We start from the raw sequence: 16,224 nt of genomic DNA, 5'->3' as shown, positions 1-16,224 counted from the left end.
GACGCTAATCTCCGGCTACGACAATTTGCAGGTCTTCCGGGTGGAATAGCTCCCGGTGTCCGTCCGCAAAGGTGACCCAGACGCCGCGTGCGGTGACTCGCCAGACTTTCCCGGTCGGCCCGTCAGCATTGCCGAACGTGCCGACGAACTGGACGCGCCGGCCGGTGAACATGGCCTTGAAGTCCTCCGTGCTGCTCATGTTTGGCCTCTAATCTCAGCGACTTATGCTGTGCCTTGAGACTAAGCGTCAGCGCGTTCGTCGTTCCTACCGTGGCATCCTGCATCGACCTCGTGGTCCATTGCAGCCGCCACGCGGATGGACGCCGGCAAGTCACGGAGATCCTTTCGCTGGGGCGACGCGTGGAGAACGGCATCATTGAGTCGTCCAAGGTATTCGCGATGCAGGACGGTAAACTCCAACCCACTTCGAATTCCATGCCGGCCGCCGAGAAATTCGCCCGGGCGGGTTTTGACGTCGCCGCGCTCCTGGAGCACTTCTGATGGCGCCGCTGCTGGGCGTTCTCTGCGGGTTGGGTGTTTTTCTCATCTGGTGGTCGGCCTGGGAACCACAACCGCTTGCTGTCAAGGAGCCCAAACCGAAACGCCTTGAGTCTTTGTTGCTCACGGCCGGGATCGAAAAGGTGAGCGGCGGGGGATTCATCGCATCGTGCCTCGGATTGGGCCTTTTCGCCACACTGGTGATCTACATCATGACAGCGTCCTTTTCGATCGCGGCGTGCTTCGGCCTGTTCGGTGCCTGGCTTCCGTTGGCCGTTGTCAGCTGGCGGGCGCGGAAGCGGACCGCCATGCTCCGGGAGCTCTGGCCCGATGTGGTCGACCATTTGCGCTCGGCAATCCGCGCGGGACTTTCGTTGCCCGAGGCGCTTATCCAGCTCGGGGACAAGGGCCCCGAAGAGCTGCGGGCACTCTTCCGGGAGTTTGGTGCGGATTACCGTTCCGGCGGCCATTTCGATTCGGCGTTGAGCAAGCTAAAGGAGCGCTTGGCCGACCCCGTTGCCGACCGGATCATTGAGGCGCTCAGGCTGACCCGCGACGTGGGCGGATCCGATCTCGGTCGGCTTCTGGGAACTCTCGCCGAGTTCCTTCGTGAGAGTGCGAGGACCCGCAGCGAACTCGAGGCACGGCAATCATGGACCATCAATGGGGCGCGCCTGGCCGTTGCCGCCCCATGGATCGTCCTGATGCTGCTGGCCAGCAGGCCGGAGGCTGTTGCCGCGTACAACTCGGCGGCCGGAGTCAGCGTTCTTGGAGGCGGATTGTTGGTCTCGGGCTTCTGTTACTGGGTCATGCTGCGCATCGCCGCCCTTCCTGAAGATGAAAGAGTGCTTCGATGACGGCGTTGACTGCACTGGCCGTGTTCTGCGGGCTTCTTTTGGGAGCCGGATTGTGGCTCATCTTTATTCGCATGCCATTTATGCGGGCCACCCCGTTCGTGGAGCGCATCGAGCCGCAACTCAGGTCCCAGAACCTCGAATCGCGCCTGCTGTCCACAACCCCGGACATCGCACCGTTCGGCCCCTTGGAGCGCATTCTGCGGCCGGTGTTACGGGACGCGCTCCGCTATCTGGCGAAATTCAACCTCGGTACCACCTCCCTCAACAAGAGGCTGGCAAAGGCCGGTTCTGGAAAGTCCGCGCTGGACTTCCGCGCGGAACAGTTGCTATGGGCGGCGGCGGGCTTTGCCACGGCGGTTGTCGTCGTGGTCGTGAGCGCGACCGGGGGACGGTTCAGTCCGGGGCCTGCGGTTGCCTCGGTCCTGGTTTGTGCACTGGGAGGGTTTCTTTTCCGCGACTACATGCTGGGGGTGCGGATCAAACGAAGGCAAAGGCGGATGCTGGCGGAATTCCCCAGCCTTGCCGAGTTGATGGCCCTTGCGGTGGGTGCGGGGGAGAGCGCCAGCGGTGCCCTCGATCGGGTGTGCCGCACAGCCCGCGGCGAATTGGCGAAGGAATTTGCGTTGGTATTGGCCGCCACCCGGGCCGGGACGCCCCTGGTTGAAGCCCTGCACGAGTTTTCGGGACGAACCGAGCTCGGCCCGCTTGTTCGCTTCGGGGATGGAATTGTCGTCGCCGTCGAACGCGGTACTCCTTTGGCCGATGTTTTACGGGCCCAAGCTGGGGATGTGCGCGATTCAGCCAAACGGGAGCTGATGGAAGCGGCGGGCCGCAAGGAAATCGCCATGATGGTTCCGCTGGTTTTCGGCGTCCTGCCCCTCACCGTAATCTTCGCCGTCTATCCGGGCTTGGCCGCGCTGGAACTTGGCTTCTGATGGCGGTCTCCGACAAGCCTTTCCACATCCATCGCATGGGCATCCGCCCTGCCAAAACAAAAAACTGCACGGATCACAACGGATTCCGGCACAACGAAATGGGGAAAAATGAAATGGGGAAAAATGAAGAAGCCCGGACGCCGAAGCCTGCCCGCTTCAGGACTTTTGCTGTGGCAGCTGTGGACACTCCCTCCGTCCAGATCATCGCTGGGAACCGCCCCGAACGAAAGTTTGGTCCCCGACGACGATCATCCCGAACGCGGCGATGTACCCGGGTGGGTCATGATCACGCTGATGTCCGCCTTCCTCGTCGCGGGCCTGCTGGCGCTGGCCGGCCCGGCTCTTGAGGGACTCTTCAACCAGGCCATGAGCAAGGTCGGAAAGTAAGTCCATGCCGTTCCGCAGCCGGGGCGCGGAAGATGGCAGGAGCGTCAGTGCCAGCCGCGGCGATGAACAGGGCTCCGCCGTCGTGGATTTTGTGCTGGTCGGCGGTCTGTTGACGGTGTTCTTCCTCGCCATCATTCAACTCACCCTGGTGCTGCATGTGCGCAATACCCTCATTGATGCGGCCTCGTCGGGAGCCCGTTACGGCACTCTTGCCGACCGGACACCGGCCGATGCACGTGAGCGCACCGCAGAGCTGATCGGAACGGCGCTGAACGCGGACTTTGCCCGGGACGTGTCGACGTCGGAGGCTAGTTTCCAGGGAATCCGCACCTTGGAAGTGACAGTCCGGGCACCGTTGCCCGTCATCGGGCTGATAGGACCCGGAGCGGCGCTGGAGGTGAGGGGGCATGCTGCGACTCCCGGCTGATCTTGGCCGTGCCGCGCTTGCCCGCTTCCGGGAGGCGGTCTGCCTGCCACCCGCCGAGGGTCGGAATTCCGCCGGCCCGCGGTGTGTCTCTGAGCGGGGAAGCGCAGTGGTCGAGTTCATCCTTCTGTCCCTCCTGCTCATGGTTCCCGTGGTCTATTTCATCGTCACTATTGGACAGATCCAGGGCGGTTCCTTCGCCGTCGTGGGGGCAGCGGACCAAGCTGCCAAGGTCTATGTCATGCAGCAGGACACCTCCCAGGGGCGTGTCGCCGCTGAACAGGCTGCCCTTCTGACCCTTGCCGACTATGGCCATTCCGCGGAGCGGGCCTTTGTCGACGTCGCGTGCGACCGCGGCGATTGCCTGTCGGCCGGCGCTGCGGTCACAGTGACGGTCAAGCTCACGGTGCCGTTGCCCATGCTGCCCTTTGGAGACACCCTGAATCTGGACGCCGCGAATCTAAGTGCGTCGGCCACTCAAATCGTCGGGCGGTTCCGGTGAAGGACTTTCCCGCGAAGAGGGACATGCTGCAGTCCCGTAAATCGGAGGGGGAAGACGGCCATTTGATGGTCTTGACCATCGGTTATGTCGTGATCGCGTTGTTGCTGGCAACGGTCGTTGCTGCGGCCTCCGCCATCTACATCGAACATAAGAAGCTCCTCTCCGTGGCGGACGGAGCTTCGGTGGCAGCCGCGGACAGCTATGCCCTCGGCCAAGTAGACAACGGCGCTGAAACGCCATCGGCCGTCCTCAACAGCGAGCGGGTACGGAGCGTTACCGAGTCATACCTCAGCCAAAGCGGCGCCCATTCACGGTTCGATCAACTTGCCGTCGCACGGGGTACTGGAAGTCCGGACAGCACCACGGCCGAAGTGGTGCTCAGCGCGGTTGCCCATCCGCCCGTGGTCAGCTTTCTGCTCCCCGAAGGTGTTCCGATCGAAGCCCGTTCCACTGCGCGTTCCCGGCTGACCCGCTGAGTTCCAAGCGTCATACGTCCAGCGCCCCGTGCCAAGGCCGCCAATGGATGGCGTACTCTGGAACAACCATGGCTCAGATTGACTTTCCCGCAGAAATCCGCGCGCTTCGCTCCACCTACCGCTCCATCGAACAGGTTTCCGATGTCGAGAAGCTCAAAGAAGAGATCGCAGAACTGAGCGAGCGGGCCGGCGAACCGAACCTCTGGGACGATCCAGCTGCCGCACAGGTGATCACGTCCAAGTTGTCCCACCGGCAGTCGGAACTTGAACGGTTGAACAGGTTGACGGGCCGCATCGACGACCTTGAGGTTCTTGTCGAGCTCGGCCAGGACGAGGACGACGACGCCTCCATGGTCGAAGCCGCCACGGAACTCGACTCAATTCGCAAGGCCCTCAAGGAACTTGAAGTGGTAACCCTGCTCTCGGGCGAATACGACGAACGCGAAGCGGTCGTCACGATTCGTGCGGGCGCCGGCGGTGTTGATGCGGCGGACTTCGCCGAAATGCTCATGCGCATGTACCTTCGCTGGGCGGAACGCCACGGCTACCCGACTACCGTGATGGACACCTCGTACGCCGAAGAGGCCGGCCTCAAATCAGCCACTTTCGAGGTCAAAGCGCCGTACGCGTTCGGTACCCTCAGTGTCGAAGCCGGGACGCACCGACTTGTCCGCATCAGCCCCTTCGACAACCAGGGCCGCCGGCAAACATCCTTTGCCGCGGTCGAAGTCATCCCGCTCATCGAGCAGACCGACTCGATCGACATTCCGGACAATGAGATCCGCGTCGATGTCTTCCGCTCTTCCGGTCCTGGAGGGCAGTCCGTCAACACGACGGACTCCGCAGTACGGTTGACCCATATCCCCTCAGGGATTGTCGTCTCCATGCAGAACGAGAAGTCCCAGCTGCAGAACCGTGCAGCCGCAATGCGCGTGCTCCAATCCAGGCTCCTCCTCCTGAAAAAGGAGCAGGAAGATGCTGAGAAGAAGGCATTCGTAGGTGACGTGAAGGCATCATGGGGGGACCAGATGCGTTCGTATGTGCTCAATCCGTACCAGATGGTCAAGGACTTGCGGACCGAACACGAAGTGGGCAACACGTCGGCGGTGTTCGACGGCGACATCGACGACTTCATCGACGCCGGCATTCGCTGGCGCACGGGCAACCGTAACGCCGAAGGATAACGGCGACCGCGTTGATTGCCTGATTGGGCGACACACCGCTCCAAGCCCGCGATTCCATCGCGGAGCGTGCGTATAGTCGAAGAGCCGGCGCTCAACTTCCCCCAATGAAAGCCCGTGCGCTGGCGGTTGGACTGGTCGAACGTGGCATGTCCGGCGGGGTTCTGAAGAGTCATGATCCGATTTGAGAATGTCACCAAGGTCTACGACCCCAATGCCCGTCCGGCGCTGGATGCTGTCAACCTTGAGATTGACCGTGGAGAATTCACCTTCCTCGTCGGGGCCTCGGGCTCCGGCAAGTCGACGTTTCTTCGGCTCATTCTGAAGGAAGACCGGGCAACATCCGGTTCGGTCTACGTCGCAGGCCAGAACGTAGCCAACATTTCAAGCTGGCGGGTCCCCAAGCTGCGCCGCGGAATCGGCGTCGTTTTCCAGGACTTCCGCTTGTTGCCGCAGAAGAATGTCTTCGCCAACGTGGCCTTCGCCATGCAGGTGATCGGCAAGAGCCGCAGCATCATCCGCGAGACAGTTCCGGAAGTACTGAAGACTGTTGGGCTTGAAGGCAAGGAACGCCGCATGCCCCACGAGCTGTCCGGTGGCGAGCAACAGCGCGTGGCCATCGCCCGCGCCGTCGTCAACCGCCCCGGCATCCTGCTGGCGGACGAACCCACCGGAAACCTGGACCCCATCACCTCGATGGGCATCATGGGCGTGCTCGACAAGATCAACCAGAACGGCACCACTGTGGTCATGGCAACGCACGACGACGACATTGTGAACGAGATGCGCAAACGCGTGGTGGAGCTCCGGAACGGAGTCGTGGTCCGTGATGAGGCAAGGGCCCTCTACACCTCGATGATTCCGGTGGTGGGGGAGTCCCGGCGGATGAAGGACGCGAGCGATGCGGAAATCGACCGCGCACAGGGGGTCCAGCAGTGAGGCTCGCTTTTATCCTGGGCGAGATCGGCAGCGGCCTGCGCCGGAACTTGTCCATGGTGATTTCCGTCGTCCTGGTGACCTTTGTCTCCCTCACCTTTGTTGGCGCCGCCGGCATGCTGCAGATGCAGATCAACCAGATGAAGGGTTACTGGTACGACAAAGTCCAGGTCGCCATCTTCCTCTGCAACGATTCCTCGACGTCGACGGGATGTGCTTCGGGCGCGGTCACCAAAGAGCAGCAGGCCAACCTGGCCAAAATGCTCGATTCGCCGGCAGTCAAGCAGTACATCACCGATTACCAATTCGAATCACAGGCCGATGCGTTCAAGCACTTCAAGGAACAGTTCTCCAACTCTCCGATCGTTGATTCGGTAACCCAGGACCAGCTTCCTTCGTCTTTCCGAATCAATATGAAGGACCCCCAGAAGTACCAGATCATCAGCGAGACATTCTCGTCCCAGGCCGGGGTGGAGACCGTAAGCGATCAACGTCAGGTCCTTGAACGGATCTTTGAGTGGATGAACGGCGCCTCTGTGGCGGCAATGGTGGTCGCGGGAGTCATGATCTTCTGTGCAGTCCTGCTCATCACCACAACCATCAGGTTGTCCGCGTTCAGCAGGCGGCGGGAGACAGGCATCATGCGTCTCGTTGGAGCGTCGAAGACCGTCATCCAACTGCCGTTCATCCTCGAAGGCGTCATCGCCGCCGTGGTGGGTGCTGTACTGGCGTCCGGCACGCTCTGGTTGGTGGCCCAGTTCTGGCTTAATGGTGACTTGTCGAAGCAGTTCCTGAACACTCCGTTTATTTCCTCGGCCCAGGTACTCGTGATTGCTCCGGTCCTGATAGCGTTGGGCGGCGGCCTGGCCGGGATATCTTCACTCCTGACCCTCCGTCGATATCTCAAGGTCTAGCCATGAAGAGCACTGATCCCGGGCGAACAGGACAGCCGATGACACGGAAGTACCAGGCTGCGCTGCAGCTGCGCAAAGTTAGTGGCCGTGCGAAGTTTGCCGGCTCCGTGCTGGCCATTGCACTCGCGGCGAGCCTTGGCACCGCGCCCGTGGCACACGCTGACAACCTCGATGACCAGCAGGCCGCCCTCAACGCCGAATCGGCGCGCGTGCAGCAGTCGTTGGAATTCGTTGACGCCAACATCGCCAAGGCGGCCGGCGACCTGGTGGTCTACCAGGGACAGCTTCCCGGAGCGCAACAGGCACTACTCGAAGCCCAGGGCAAGGTTGCCACAGCGGTGAAGGAAGCTGATGCCCTGGCGGCCCGCGTGGACCTCGCGCAGCAGAGTAAAGCCCAGATTACCCAGCAGCTGGAAAACGACAAGCAAAAGATCACCGACACCAAGAAGCTCATCGGCCAGATCGCGGCGCAGGCATATAAATCCGGTGGCGTTCCCACGAACGTTGCTTTGCTGTTCGGGGCGAACGACGGCGGCAACCTCACGGAAACCATGGACCTCGCCAACCAGGCGATGCGCAGCCAGAACGCCACGATGACGAAGTTGACGCAGCAGAGCGCCACGAACGTGAACTCCCAAGCCCGGCTCACCGCCGTCGAACAGGAAATCCGCGATCTCAAGGCGAAAGCGGACGCGGCACTTGAGCGTGAGAAGGCAGCCCGCGATGATGCCGCTGCCAAGAAGGCTGAGGTCGACAAGCTCATCTCCGACACCACCCGTCTCAACAGCCAGCTTCAAGCAGCCAAGCCCGGGATCCAAGCCCAGCTCCAACAAGTGAAGGCGAATCAGGACGCGGTCGCTGCGGAAATCTCGGAGCGCGACCGCAAACTGCGCGAAGCATGGTTGGCCGAACAGCAACGACTCGCCGCAGCCGCTGCGGCAGCCGCCCAGGCGCAAAACCAGGCAGCCCCGCAACCTTTTGTCCCACCAGCGAGCAACCCGCGCTCCAACTTCGGCCTGATCCACCCGGTACCTGCGAACATTCCGATCACGTCGGGCTTCGGTTGGCGTGCGACGCCGCCTGGAACCATCGATTTCTACGGCCAGGGCGGCTACATGCACACGGGCATCGACTTCGGTGCCCCCTGTGGAACGCCCGTATACGCAGCCGCTGCCGGCACGGTATTTTCAGCGGGCTGGGGCAACGATGGCGGTGGCAACCGTGTCAAGATATCGCACGGAGTCATCAACGGTGATTCCCTGACCACGGTTTACTACCACAACACCAGCGTGGTGGTTTCTTCCGGACAGCAGGTGAGTCAAGGTCAGCTCATTGCATATTCAGGTACCACGGGTAACTCCACGGGTTGCCACGTGCATTTTGAAACCTGGGTGAATGGGCAGGCTGTTGACCCGATGAACCTTTTGTAGCCCACACGACAGGGTTCTGCTGGCGTAGACTAGTGTGATTCTTCGACAACCAAGGAGTTCTACCGTGCCCAAGGAAAGTGGCCGTAAGGTAGTGGCCACCAATCGCAAGGCTCGGCACGACTACCACATATTGGATACCTATGAGGCTGGCATTGCGCTCATGGGAACCGAAGTAAAGTCCCTGCGTGAAGGCCATGCATCGATGGTCGATGGTTTCTGTACTTTCTACAATGACGAGTTGTGGATGGAGGGGATCCACATCCCTGAATACAACCAGGGGAGCTGGACCAACCACGCTGCGCGCCGCCGTCGGAAGCTCTTGCTTCACCGCGAGGAACTCAACAAAATCTCCGGTAAGATACGCGAGACCGGGCTGACCGTAGTCCCGCTGCAGCTGTACTTCCTGGACGGACGCGCCAAGGTCGAGATTGCTTTGGCTCGAGGCAAGAAGGATTACGACAAGCGGCAGACCTTGCGCGAGCAACAGGACAAGCGTGAATCGCTGCGTGAACTGCGTGAGCGCAACCGCCGCTGACTTCCGCGGAAGGGGCCGCCAAGTGGGTCGCCAGCCAAAGCGTGTCCCGGAATGTTCGGGTGCCGCGATGCGTTATGATGATTAACCCGGCAGGTTTTTTTGGGTGATCGCTTTCGAGCGATCGTTGTGCCGCGGGGATTGATAACAAAATACGGGGATGATCGGTTTCGACGATGTTAGTCGCGACAGGTGAAGCGGGCCGAGGATGCAGAATTATCTCGTAAACGCTGTCTGCAAACCAATAAGTGCCAATTCTAAGCGCACTGACTTCGCTCTTGCTGCCTAAGCAGTAAGACAGTCCGTCAGCCCGAGGTTGCTATTGCCCCGGATCCTGGCGTCATTTAGATAGCCACTGCTGCTTGCCTTCGTCATCGAGGCAAACGGGACTCTTAGATGACTGGGCCCGGATCAGCTACTTGTTCGCAGGATAGCTGGGGCCGAGAAAATCCGACGCGAACTGCGCCCGGAGAAGCCCTGACAACACGACATCGGACGGGGGTTCAATTCCCCCCATCTCCACTTTTTGTGATGAGTCGAGACATCCTTCATGGATGAGTCGACTTATCGGTTACACCCCGGTCTTCGGACCGGGGTGTTTTTCTTTATCCGGGTAGGGAGTACCAGACCTCCGGAGCCAGCTGTTGCACGGGTTCGCTCAACCGCACCAGCTGGGGAGGAAACCGGGAACGCTTTTCAGGACGGTGCCCGATTTCAAGTCCACGAGGTCGGTCCGCATGGGGGTCGGTTCGGGGAGGACGGGGTATTGGTCGCCGGCATATTGCGGTGCCGCTGTTTCGACGGCGAGGTAGTCGCTGGCCGGAGAGACACAGGTATCCAGGATGCGCGACCAGGCAGCGTCAGGCCGGTAAAGCACGCGCGAGCCGTTCTTGTCGGTGAGATTGACCAAAGAGGTCTCCTTCCCGGCGTCGAACTTTCTCACCACCTGCGCGTACTGGCCGGAACCGCCGAGGACCGAGGGCTGGCCCACGGTGGTAGTGGCGCTTTGGTTGTTCTCCGGGGGGACACCTCCCGCGAGGGTCGTCGGCGTGAGTGCACCGTTGGAGAGATTGAGGGTCGAATACCGTGGCGGGTCTATGCCCACCTTCAACCCCGGGTCGCTCACGGCAAGTTCGTTCGTGCTGGGGAATCCGAGGATTCCGGCATGCGTGCCCAAAGGCGAGACCTTGCCGGAGTCCAGCGGGTCAATGAGGAACATGGACTGGTCGTCTGCCTGTGCCACCAAGGTGGCCGCGCCGGGTACAAAGCGCCAGTCCGTCGCTGTGACCGGACCGTGGATGCCCTGGACGGCCCACGGAGCCGAGGACGGTTTGTCGACGTCGTAGACGAAGAGTGTTTTCCAGTACTGGCCAGTGGCCGAAGAAGCGGTGAAAGTGAAGCCTATGAGGTGTTCGGCCCCTGCCGCATGAACGTTGGCCACCGTCCCCAGGCTTGGCAATGGAACAAGCGTTGGCGGGCCGCCGGTGAGGGGGACCATCTCAAGGGAGCTGGTGTTGTCCTCGTTGAGGGTGACGACGGCGAGGGCGGAGGGCAGGGCGGCATACTCCTGGATGCGGGGGGCGCTGACAATGACAGTGCCCTGATCGCTGCCGGAGAGGCTTGTGCCGAGGATGGTGTCCGGCTTCTTCAGCCCTGAGTTGTCTTTGCCGGTGTCCCTCTGCAGGGTGTACAGCGCAAAGGCGGCAGGAGTGGCGGAGCGGGCGAGGGCCGAGGTGGAATTTGCGTGCGGCAGCTTCGAAAGGTTCGCTACCGTCAACCCGCCCGCGAGCACGGCAAGAATCGCGATGGTGCCGTAGAGGCGCCGGGCAAAACGGCGTCCAGCCAGCAGTTCTGCTGCGGCAGCAATCGCTGCAGCCCGTTTGGCTGAGACGGGACGGCCCTTAGTAGACATAGGGCTGTGCCGGCTGTGTGGTGGGCTTGATGGAGTCCGGAATCAGAACGATTGCCTCGCGACTGGCCGCGTTGGGGTTGGCGCGGAAGCTGCTGGTGACCGTGACCCAGCTATCGGTTTTGTATTCGTTTTGCCACCCGGGGTGATAAACGGGAACGCCAATCGGCTGGGCATCAACAGCACAGCAGGTCACCACAAAACGGGTCACGAAAAAAACGTTTGGATCTGTCTTGTCCGCACTGACGAACCCGGTCACGGTGGCAGTCTTGTCGGCAAAAAAGTCCTGCCCTGCGCCGGACCGAAGCAACGATGCCCAGTCCCTCACCGTGAACGCGGAATAGTCTCCCTTGCCGGGCAGTGCGGGTGCTTTCAGGGTGAGGGCGGATGCTGAGCCGTTGAGGTCCCGCTGTGCAACAGTGGCAGTGGTAAGGGTCGACGGCGGCAGGATCAGCAAGGCGACGACGGCGGCGATGATGGTCAGCACGCTCCCGACAGGCCACAGCCAGCCCCATCGCGAACCGGGCTCATCGCCATGCTCGTGCTCGTCGCCGTGCTCGTGCCCGTCTTGGGCAGTTGGAGCAAAGGCGAAGGCCGCCAGGGCGAGCACTCCTGCGATCACCGCCATGATGACCGTGAACACGAAATACCGTGGATGGATATACAAGGCAAGCTGCCCTGACAGGCCCAGCCAGATCGTCGCTGTGAGGCCGATCAGGCTGAGGACCACGCCCTGCCACCGGCTCACGAGCCGCCTAATGACCATAGTTGACCGCCAATCCGAGGACCGCCGCGCAAAGCGCCACCAGCAGGCTGAGCTGAAGGAGGGTTTTCGCGGTAAACGTGGTGCGCATCAGGGCGAGCATTTTCACGTCGATCATGGGCCCGAAGACGAGGAAAGCCACGATGCCTCCGGGCATGAAGGTTGCCCCGAACGACAGGATAAAGAAGGCATCCACGTTTGAGCAGATCGCAACGACGAAGGCCAGCAACATCAACGCCAGGACAGACCAGACGGGATTGCTGCCCAGGGCGACCAGCACTTCGCGGGAAACGGCAACCTGGATCAGCCCTGCCATACCTGCACCAACAAACAGGGCAGGCATCATTGCGCGCGTCTCCTGGGAGAACATCTGCACGCTGCGCCGCACCCTGCCGGCACCGCCGTCGTGGTGGTCTGCCAGCGAACATGTCTCCTGGAACCGGGCGGTCAGCAGCTCCCCGGGCCGCGGATGCCGGCTGTAGATCCAACCGACAAGGTTGGCGATGAAAAAACCGCCCAGGACACGGGAGACCAGGATGCCGTTGTCCCAGCCAAACGCCTGCGCGGTGGTGACGATGGTTACGGGGTTCAGGATCGGTGCCGCAAACAGGAAAGTCATCGATTCCGCAACCGTGAGGCCCTTGACCACCAGACCGCGGGCCAGCGGAACATTGCCGCACTCGCAAACCGGCAGCAGCATTCCCAAGAGCGAGAGGACCAGCCTCCGCAGAACGGGGCTCCGGGGAAGGCGGCGGAGCAGCATGCCCTCCGGCAGCCAGACCTGGACGGCGATCGAGAGGACAATCCCGAGGAAAACGAACGGCAGGGACTCGACGACGACACTGATCGACAGCGTGGCAAAGTCGCGGGCGGCGTTGGGAAGCCCAAAGACCTCCGGCGTCGATGGTGCCAGCACCCGCACGACCGCGAACAGTGCAATGAGGGCGAGGCCGACGATGAGACCGGCGGCAGACTTCGACGTGAAAGCACGGGACGGGCTTCCGTGCTCGCGTTCCGGCTGTTCGCGTTTGTCGACTGCAGGCAACGTCACAGTCACTCCTTACTCCTCGGACCCGGTCGGGGACACCGGAAGGGGCTGCGAAAACCGACTGTACACGCCGGTCACGTTCGCGACTAGCCTGTCAGCCCTACCGGTTTTCACGCCTGGCGTCGCTCCGCTACCCGATGCGCGGGACACCGGGAAGAAACCGAGTGGCGGGTGCGAAAGACAGGTAGCCGACACTCAAGCCGCTGTGTGGGAACGACAGTATTTTGGGGAGGGTCGACCACCTGCGGGTGTGGGTGGCCGTCAGAGAATGCCCGTTCCGGTTTCGTTCGGGCCATATCCAGGCAGGACATGGGGGACGAACCGCATTTGTGAAACGAGTTCGGTCTTATGAAACGATCCAGGCAGGGTGGCGCGCAATCCCAACAAACTTCTGCGGGGGCAGACCGGTGGACGGTTCCCTCGCTGCCCGAACGGGGCCGGAAGTGGAAAATCCTGAAGTCTCACTGGACCGCCGCTACGGCTATCGGCACCGTGGTACTTGTTCTGGCGGCATTCTTCAACGCGATCCTCTTGGCACCGGCAGCCCGGGCGGCCAGCCTCGTCACCGTGACCCTTACGTTCGATGACGCCCACCTCGATCAGATGGCGGCCGCGGCTTACATGAACTCCAAAGGCCTGCACGGAACATTCTTCACTCCGTCAGGCTTTCTCAACTCTGACTCTCTGCACATGACAACTGCTCAGGCGCTCGCACTTCAGTCAGCGGGAAACGAGATTGGGGGGCACACCGTTACCCACCCCGACCTCGCCCAGGCTGACACAGGCGAGGTTACCCGGCAGGTTTGCGATGACCGCACAAACCTGACAAACATGGGGTTGCGCGTAACGAACTTTGCGTACCCCTACGCCTCGTCAACCCCCGCCATCGAGACCATTGTTCAAAGTTGCGGCTACAACAGCGCCCGTGGATTGGGTGACATTGCCAGCCAGATTCCCGCTTCAGCCGGCATGCCCCTCTCCGAAACCATGCCGCCCGCTGACCCATATCTTACGAAGGCGCCGGACCAAATCGACACCACGTGGACACTGCAGAACCTGAAGGACCTGACCCTCAAAGCCGAGCCCGGCGGCGGCTGGATGCAATACACTTTCCACCACATCAACGTCGCGAACAACCCGCTCAACGTGAGTACTGCAAACTTCAATGCCCTCATTGACTTCCTGGTGGCCGAGCAGGCCGCGGGACGGATCATTGTCAAAACCGTCGACCAGGTGATCGGCGGCACTGTCAAGACCAATCCGGCCGGCCCGCCGCCACCTGCGCCCATCACCTCCGGAAACCTTCTCCGTAATCCCGGTTTTGAGACCGCCGGCCCTGTCGCCGGAGGGGCGCCTTCGTGTTGGGTTCCGGGGGGCTACGGCAACAACACCTACACCTACAGCACGGTGACCGGGGCCCACACCGGGACTGCCGCCGAACAACTGGTGATGACCACCTACCTGGACGGTGACGCCAAAATACTGCCACCGCTTGATACAGGCCAATGCTCTCCGACGGTGACGCCGGGCAAGAGATACACGATGTCCGCCTGGTACAACTCGACGGCGAATACCCAATTCGAGCTCTACTACAGGCTGGGTCAGGGCAACTGGCAGTATTGGACGTCGAGTCCGCTCTATCCTCCTTCCGCGGCCTACACCCAAGTCACCTATACCTCTCCACCCGCGCCTGCCGGTGCCACCGCCATGACCATGGCCCTGACCCTTACCAGCTTGGGAACGCTGGTTACGGACGACTACAGCCTGACGGAAGCGGTGCTACCGCCCGGCGCGTTCCAGCCCTTGACGCCGATGCGCTTGCTCGACACGAGGACGAGCAGCGGGCCGGTGGCTCCCAACGGGACCGTCTCATTCCAGGTCGGTGGAGTGAACGGAATACCGGCAAGCGTCTCAGCGGTGACGTTCAACCTGACGGTCGCGAACTCAACTTCATTCGGGTTCGTCACGGCCTACGCCTCCGGCACCGCGAGACCTAACGCATCCAACCTGAACTATGACACGGGACAAATTGTCCCGAACAGCGTCACGGTTCCAGTCGGCGCAGACGGCAAGGTCACGCTGTACAACCAGTCCACCGGCACGGCACAACTGATCGCCGACGTTTCCGGGTACTACGTCGCAGGAACAGCGGCCGCCGCGGGGGCCTTCCAGCCGATCGCCCCAACCAGGTTCCTCGATACAAGGAACACCCCCACGCCCGTGGCTCCCAACGGGACCATTTCGGTCCAGGTTGGCGGCGTCAGCGGAATACCGGCAAACGTGTCGGCGGTGACCTTCAACCTGACGGTCGCTAACTCGACTTCATTCGGGTTTGTCGCCGCCTACGCTTCCGGAACCCTGAGGCCAAACGCATCCAACCTGAACTACGCCACCGGGCAAATCGTCCCGAACAGGGTGACGGTTCCGGTTGGGTCAGACGGCAAGGTCACGCTGTACAACCAGTCCACCGGCACTGCGCAATTGATCGTGGACGTCTCGGGATACTATCTGACAGGCGTTGCGACGCTCCCGGGTACGTTCGAGCCGATCGCCCCAACGAGGTTCCTTGATACAAGGAACACCACGGCGGTGCCAGGGGACGGAACAATCTCGTTCCAGGTAGGTGGTGTCGGCGGAGTCCCAGCTACCGCCGCTGCGACGATTTTCAACCTCACGGTCGCCAATTCGACGTCCTTCGGTTTTGTCACAGCCTATCCGTCCGGAGCACCACTCCCGAATGCCTCGAACCTGAACTACGCCACCGGACAGATTGTCCCTAATAGCGTCACTATCCCAATTGGACCAGATGGAAAGGTCAAGCTATACAACCGTTCCGGCGGCACCGCGCAGCTCATTGCGGATGTCTCGGGTTATTTCCTCTAACCAGGCGTGAAAACACCCCGGTCTTCGGGCCGGGGTGTTTTTTCTTCCTTGTGTTTGTTTGCCTGGGCTGGTGGTCCCGGGCCGGAGATTCGCTATTCCATTCCCGAGGTCTTAGTGGTTCGGACTCCGGGCTGCAGGCTCGTCATCCGAGCTGTCGACGTTGTCCGCGGGACTTCCGGGTTCCCCGTCGCGATGTTTTGCGGCGCGTTTGGGATCAACCAGCCTCCGCCGCTGGTGTCCGAAGACCATCACAACGGCTACCAATGCGGCTCCGACAAGGACCATCACGACCCATATCCATTGTTGCCCGTCCACGTTCTCCCCAATCTCAGCCCGTCGGCTGGGTCCGGCATTGTGCTGCGAAAGGCCCTCGCCCCGTCTGCCTAGGCTGGGAGGGCGGGCCCGGTAAGGAGCCAGTCTTTCTCCTGATGGTTTGCGTAGGCGATGCACCGACCCCGGTTCTTGAAAAGCGGGTAGTCCATTCAGCAAGCCCCCTTGCTTTTTTGGCTGCGGCCCCTCGCCAGTCCGGGCCCAGTCGTTGCAATCCGC

16 protein-coding genes, 1 other RNA gene and 1 pseudogene are annotated in these 16,224 nt (G+C 61.6%); 14 read left to right on the top strand and 4 right to left on the bottom strand.

Translation table 11 applies throughout. The annotated features are described in order from the left end of the window. Positions 1-4 precede the first annotated feature (4 nt). Complete coding sequence (locus tag ABH924_RS00630) at positions 5-199, bottom strand: hypothetical protein (RefSeq protein ID WP_404496116.1); 195 nt, start codon at positions 197-199, stop codon at positions 5-7. Here ABH924_RS00630 and ABH924_RS00625 point away from each other — a divergent pair. From ABH924_RS00625 to ssrA, 13 genes and pseudogenes are all read left to right on the top strand, one after another. Continuing rightward, positions 184-501, top strand: a pseudogene (locus ABH924_RS00625) (CpaF family protein); the annotation flags it as partial. The gene ABH924_RS00630 and the pseudogene ABH924_RS00625 sit on opposite strands and share 16 nt — an antisense overlap. Further along, positions 501-1,355: a type II secretion system F family protein gene (locus tag ABH924_RS00620; protein WP_404496114.1), complete on the top strand. Its 855-nt coding sequence runs from the start codon at positions 501-503 to the stop codon at positions 1,353-1,355. The pseudogene ABH924_RS00625 and the gene ABH924_RS00620, both read left to right, overlap by 1 nt. Next, positions 1,352-2,290 (top strand): type II secretion system F family protein, encoded by a 939-nt coding sequence (locus ABH924_RS00615; RefSeq protein ID WP_404496112.1) that lies wholly within the window; start codon positions 1,352-1,354, stop codon positions 2,288-2,290. The genes ABH924_RS00620 and ABH924_RS00615 overlap by 4 nt, the downstream gene beginning before the upstream one ends. Before the next feature lie 123 nt (positions 2,291-2,413). Next, on the top strand, positions 2,414-2,677 hold the full coding sequence (locus ABH924_RS00610; protein WP_404496110.1) for a hypothetical protein: 264 nt from the start codon (positions 2,414-2,416) through the stop codon (positions 2,675-2,677). A gap of 4 nt (positions 2,678-2,681) precedes the next feature. Continuing rightward, positions 2,682-3,104, top strand: a complete 423-nt coding sequence (locus tag ABH924_RS00605; protein WP_404496108.1) for a TadE family protein — start codon at positions 2,682-2,684, stop codon at positions 3,102-3,104. Positions 3,105-3,210: 106 nt separating this feature from the next. Next, positions 3,211-3,603, top strand: a complete 393-nt coding sequence (locus ABH924_RS00600) for a hypothetical protein (RefSeq protein ID WP_404496106.1) — start codon at positions 3,211-3,213, stop codon at positions 3,601-3,603. Positions 3,604-3,626: 23 nt separating this feature from the next. Then, positions 3,627-4,079, top strand: coding sequence for a pilus assembly protein TadG-related protein (locus ABH924_RS00595; RefSeq protein ID WP_404496104.1), 453 nt, complete (start codon positions 3,627-3,629; stop codon positions 4,077-4,079). Between the two features lie 68 nt (positions 4,080-4,147). After that, a complete protein-coding gene (gene prfB / locus ABH924_RS00590) occupies positions 4,148-5,263 on the top strand; it encodes a peptide chain release factor 2 (RefSeq protein WP_404496102.1) in 1,116 nt (371 codons plus the stop codon). Positions 5,264-5,434: 171 nt separating this feature from the next. After that, positions 5,435-6,199 carry a cell division ATP-binding protein FtsE gene (gene ftsE / locus ABH924_RS00585; protein ID WP_059387583.1) on the top strand — a complete coding sequence of 255 codons (765 nt, stop codon included), beginning with the start codon at positions 5,435-5,437 and terminating at the stop codon, positions 6,197-6,199. Beyond that, positions 6,196-7,110, top strand: coding sequence for a permease-like cell division protein FtsX (ftsX, locus tag ABH924_RS00580; protein ID WP_234748074.1), 915 nt, complete (start codon positions 6,196-6,198; stop codon positions 7,108-7,110). The genes ftsE and ftsX overlap by 4 nt, the downstream gene beginning before the upstream one ends. Positions 7,111-7,148: 38 nt before the next feature. Next, positions 7,149-8,540, top strand: coding sequence for a M23 family metallopeptidase (locus ABH924_RS00575; RefSeq protein ID WP_234748073.1), 1,392 nt, complete (start codon positions 7,149-7,151; stop codon positions 8,538-8,540). A gap of 64 nt (positions 8,541-8,604) precedes the next feature. Next, positions 8,605-9,075: an SsrA-binding protein SmpB gene (smpB, locus tag ABH924_RS00570; protein ID WP_028264808.1), complete on the top strand. Its 471-nt coding sequence runs from the start codon at positions 8,605-8,607 to the stop codon at positions 9,073-9,075. Between the two features lie 153 nt (positions 9,076-9,228). Then, positions 9,229-9,597, top strand: a transfer-messenger RNA (tmRNA) gene (ssrA, locus tag ABH924_RS00565). 133 nt (positions 9,598-9,730) lie between these two features. On the opposite strand, the gene ABH924_RS00560 is transcribed toward ssrA, so the two are convergent. The 3 genes from ABH924_RS00560 to ABH924_RS00550 are packed head-to-tail and all read right to left on the bottom strand — an operon-like array spanning position 9,731 to position 12,789. Continuing rightward, complete coding sequence (locus ABH924_RS00560; RefSeq protein ID WP_404496099.1) at positions 9,731-10,984, bottom strand: hypothetical protein; 1,254 nt, start codon at positions 10,982-10,984, stop codon at positions 9,731-9,733. Then, positions 10,974-11,729: a TIGR03943 family putative permease subunit gene (locus tag ABH924_RS00555; protein WP_234747983.1), complete on the bottom strand. Its 756-nt coding sequence runs from the start codon at positions 11,727-11,729 to the stop codon at positions 10,974-10,976. The genes ABH924_RS00560 and ABH924_RS00555 overlap by 11 nt, the downstream gene beginning before the upstream one ends. Before the next feature lie 7 nt (positions 11,730-11,736). Continuing rightward, entirely contained in the window at positions 11,737-12,789 is a 1,053-nt protein-coding gene (locus ABH924_RS00550) for a permease (RefSeq protein WP_404496547.1), read from the bottom strand. A 495-nt stretch (positions 12,790-13,284) separates the two neighbouring features. Here ABH924_RS00550 and ABH924_RS00545 point away from each other — a divergent pair, with 495 nt between their 5' ends. Next, the gene (locus ABH924_RS00545) at positions 13,285-15,675 is read left to right on the top strand and encodes a polysaccharide deacetylase family protein (RefSeq protein WP_404496097.1); all 2,391 of its coding nucleotides are present in this window, start codon (positions 13,285-13,287) and stop codon (positions 15,673-15,675) included. Positions 15,676-16,224 lie beyond the last annotated feature (549 nt).

Source organism: Arthrobacter sp. GAS37 (assembly GCF_044908325.1).
Lineage (GTDB): Bacteria > Actinomycetota > Actinomycetes > Actinomycetales > Micrococcaceae > Arthrobacter > Arthrobacter ramosus.
Note: the sequence above shows the minus strand (reverse complement) of the source record. Positions and strands in the feature narration are given on the sequence as shown.

What these genes read in the sequence shown, in the direction of transcription:
- ABH924_RS00630 (WP_404496116.1), bottom strand. Translation starts at nt 199, where the DNA reads ATGAGCAGCACGGAGGACTTCAAGGCCATGTTCACCGGCCGGCGCGTC.
- ABH924_RS00620 (WP_404496114.1), top strand. Translation starts at nt 501, where the DNA reads ATGGCGCCGCTGCTGGGCGTTCTCTGCGGGTTGGGTGTTTTTCTCATC.
- ABH924_RS00615 (WP_404496112.1), top strand. Translation starts at nt 1,352, where the DNA reads ATGACGGCGTTGACTGCACTGGCCGTGTTCTGCGGGCTTCTTTTGGGA.
- ABH924_RS00610 (WP_404496110.1), top strand. Translation starts at nt 2,414, where the DNA reads ATGAAGAAGCCCGGACGCCGAAGCCTGCCCGCTTCAGGACTTTTGCTG.
- ABH924_RS00605 (WP_404496108.1), top strand. Translation starts at nt 2,682, where the DNA reads ATGCCGTTCCGCAGCCGGGGCGCGGAAGATGGCAGGAGCGTCAGTGCC.
- ABH924_RS00595 (WP_404496104.1), top strand. Translation starts at nt 3,627, where the DNA reads ATGCTGCAGTCCCGTAAATCGGAGGGGGAAGACGGCCATTTGATGGTC.
- prfB (WP_404496102.1), top strand. Translation starts at nt 4,148, where the DNA reads ATGGCTCAGATTGACTTTCCCGCAGAAATCCGCGCGCTTCGCTCCACC.
- ftsE (WP_059387583.1), top strand. Translation starts at nt 5,435, where the DNA reads ATGATCCGATTTGAGAATGTCACCAAGGTCTACGACCCCAATGCCCGT.
- ABH924_RS00575 (WP_234748073.1), top strand. Translation starts at nt 7,149, where the DNA reads ATGACACGGAAGTACCAGGCTGCGCTGCAGCTGCGCAAAGTTAGTGGC.
- ABH924_RS00560 (WP_404496099.1), bottom strand. Translation starts at nt 10,984, where the DNA reads ATGTCTACTAAGGGCCGTCCCGTCTCAGCCAAACGGGCTGCAGCGATT.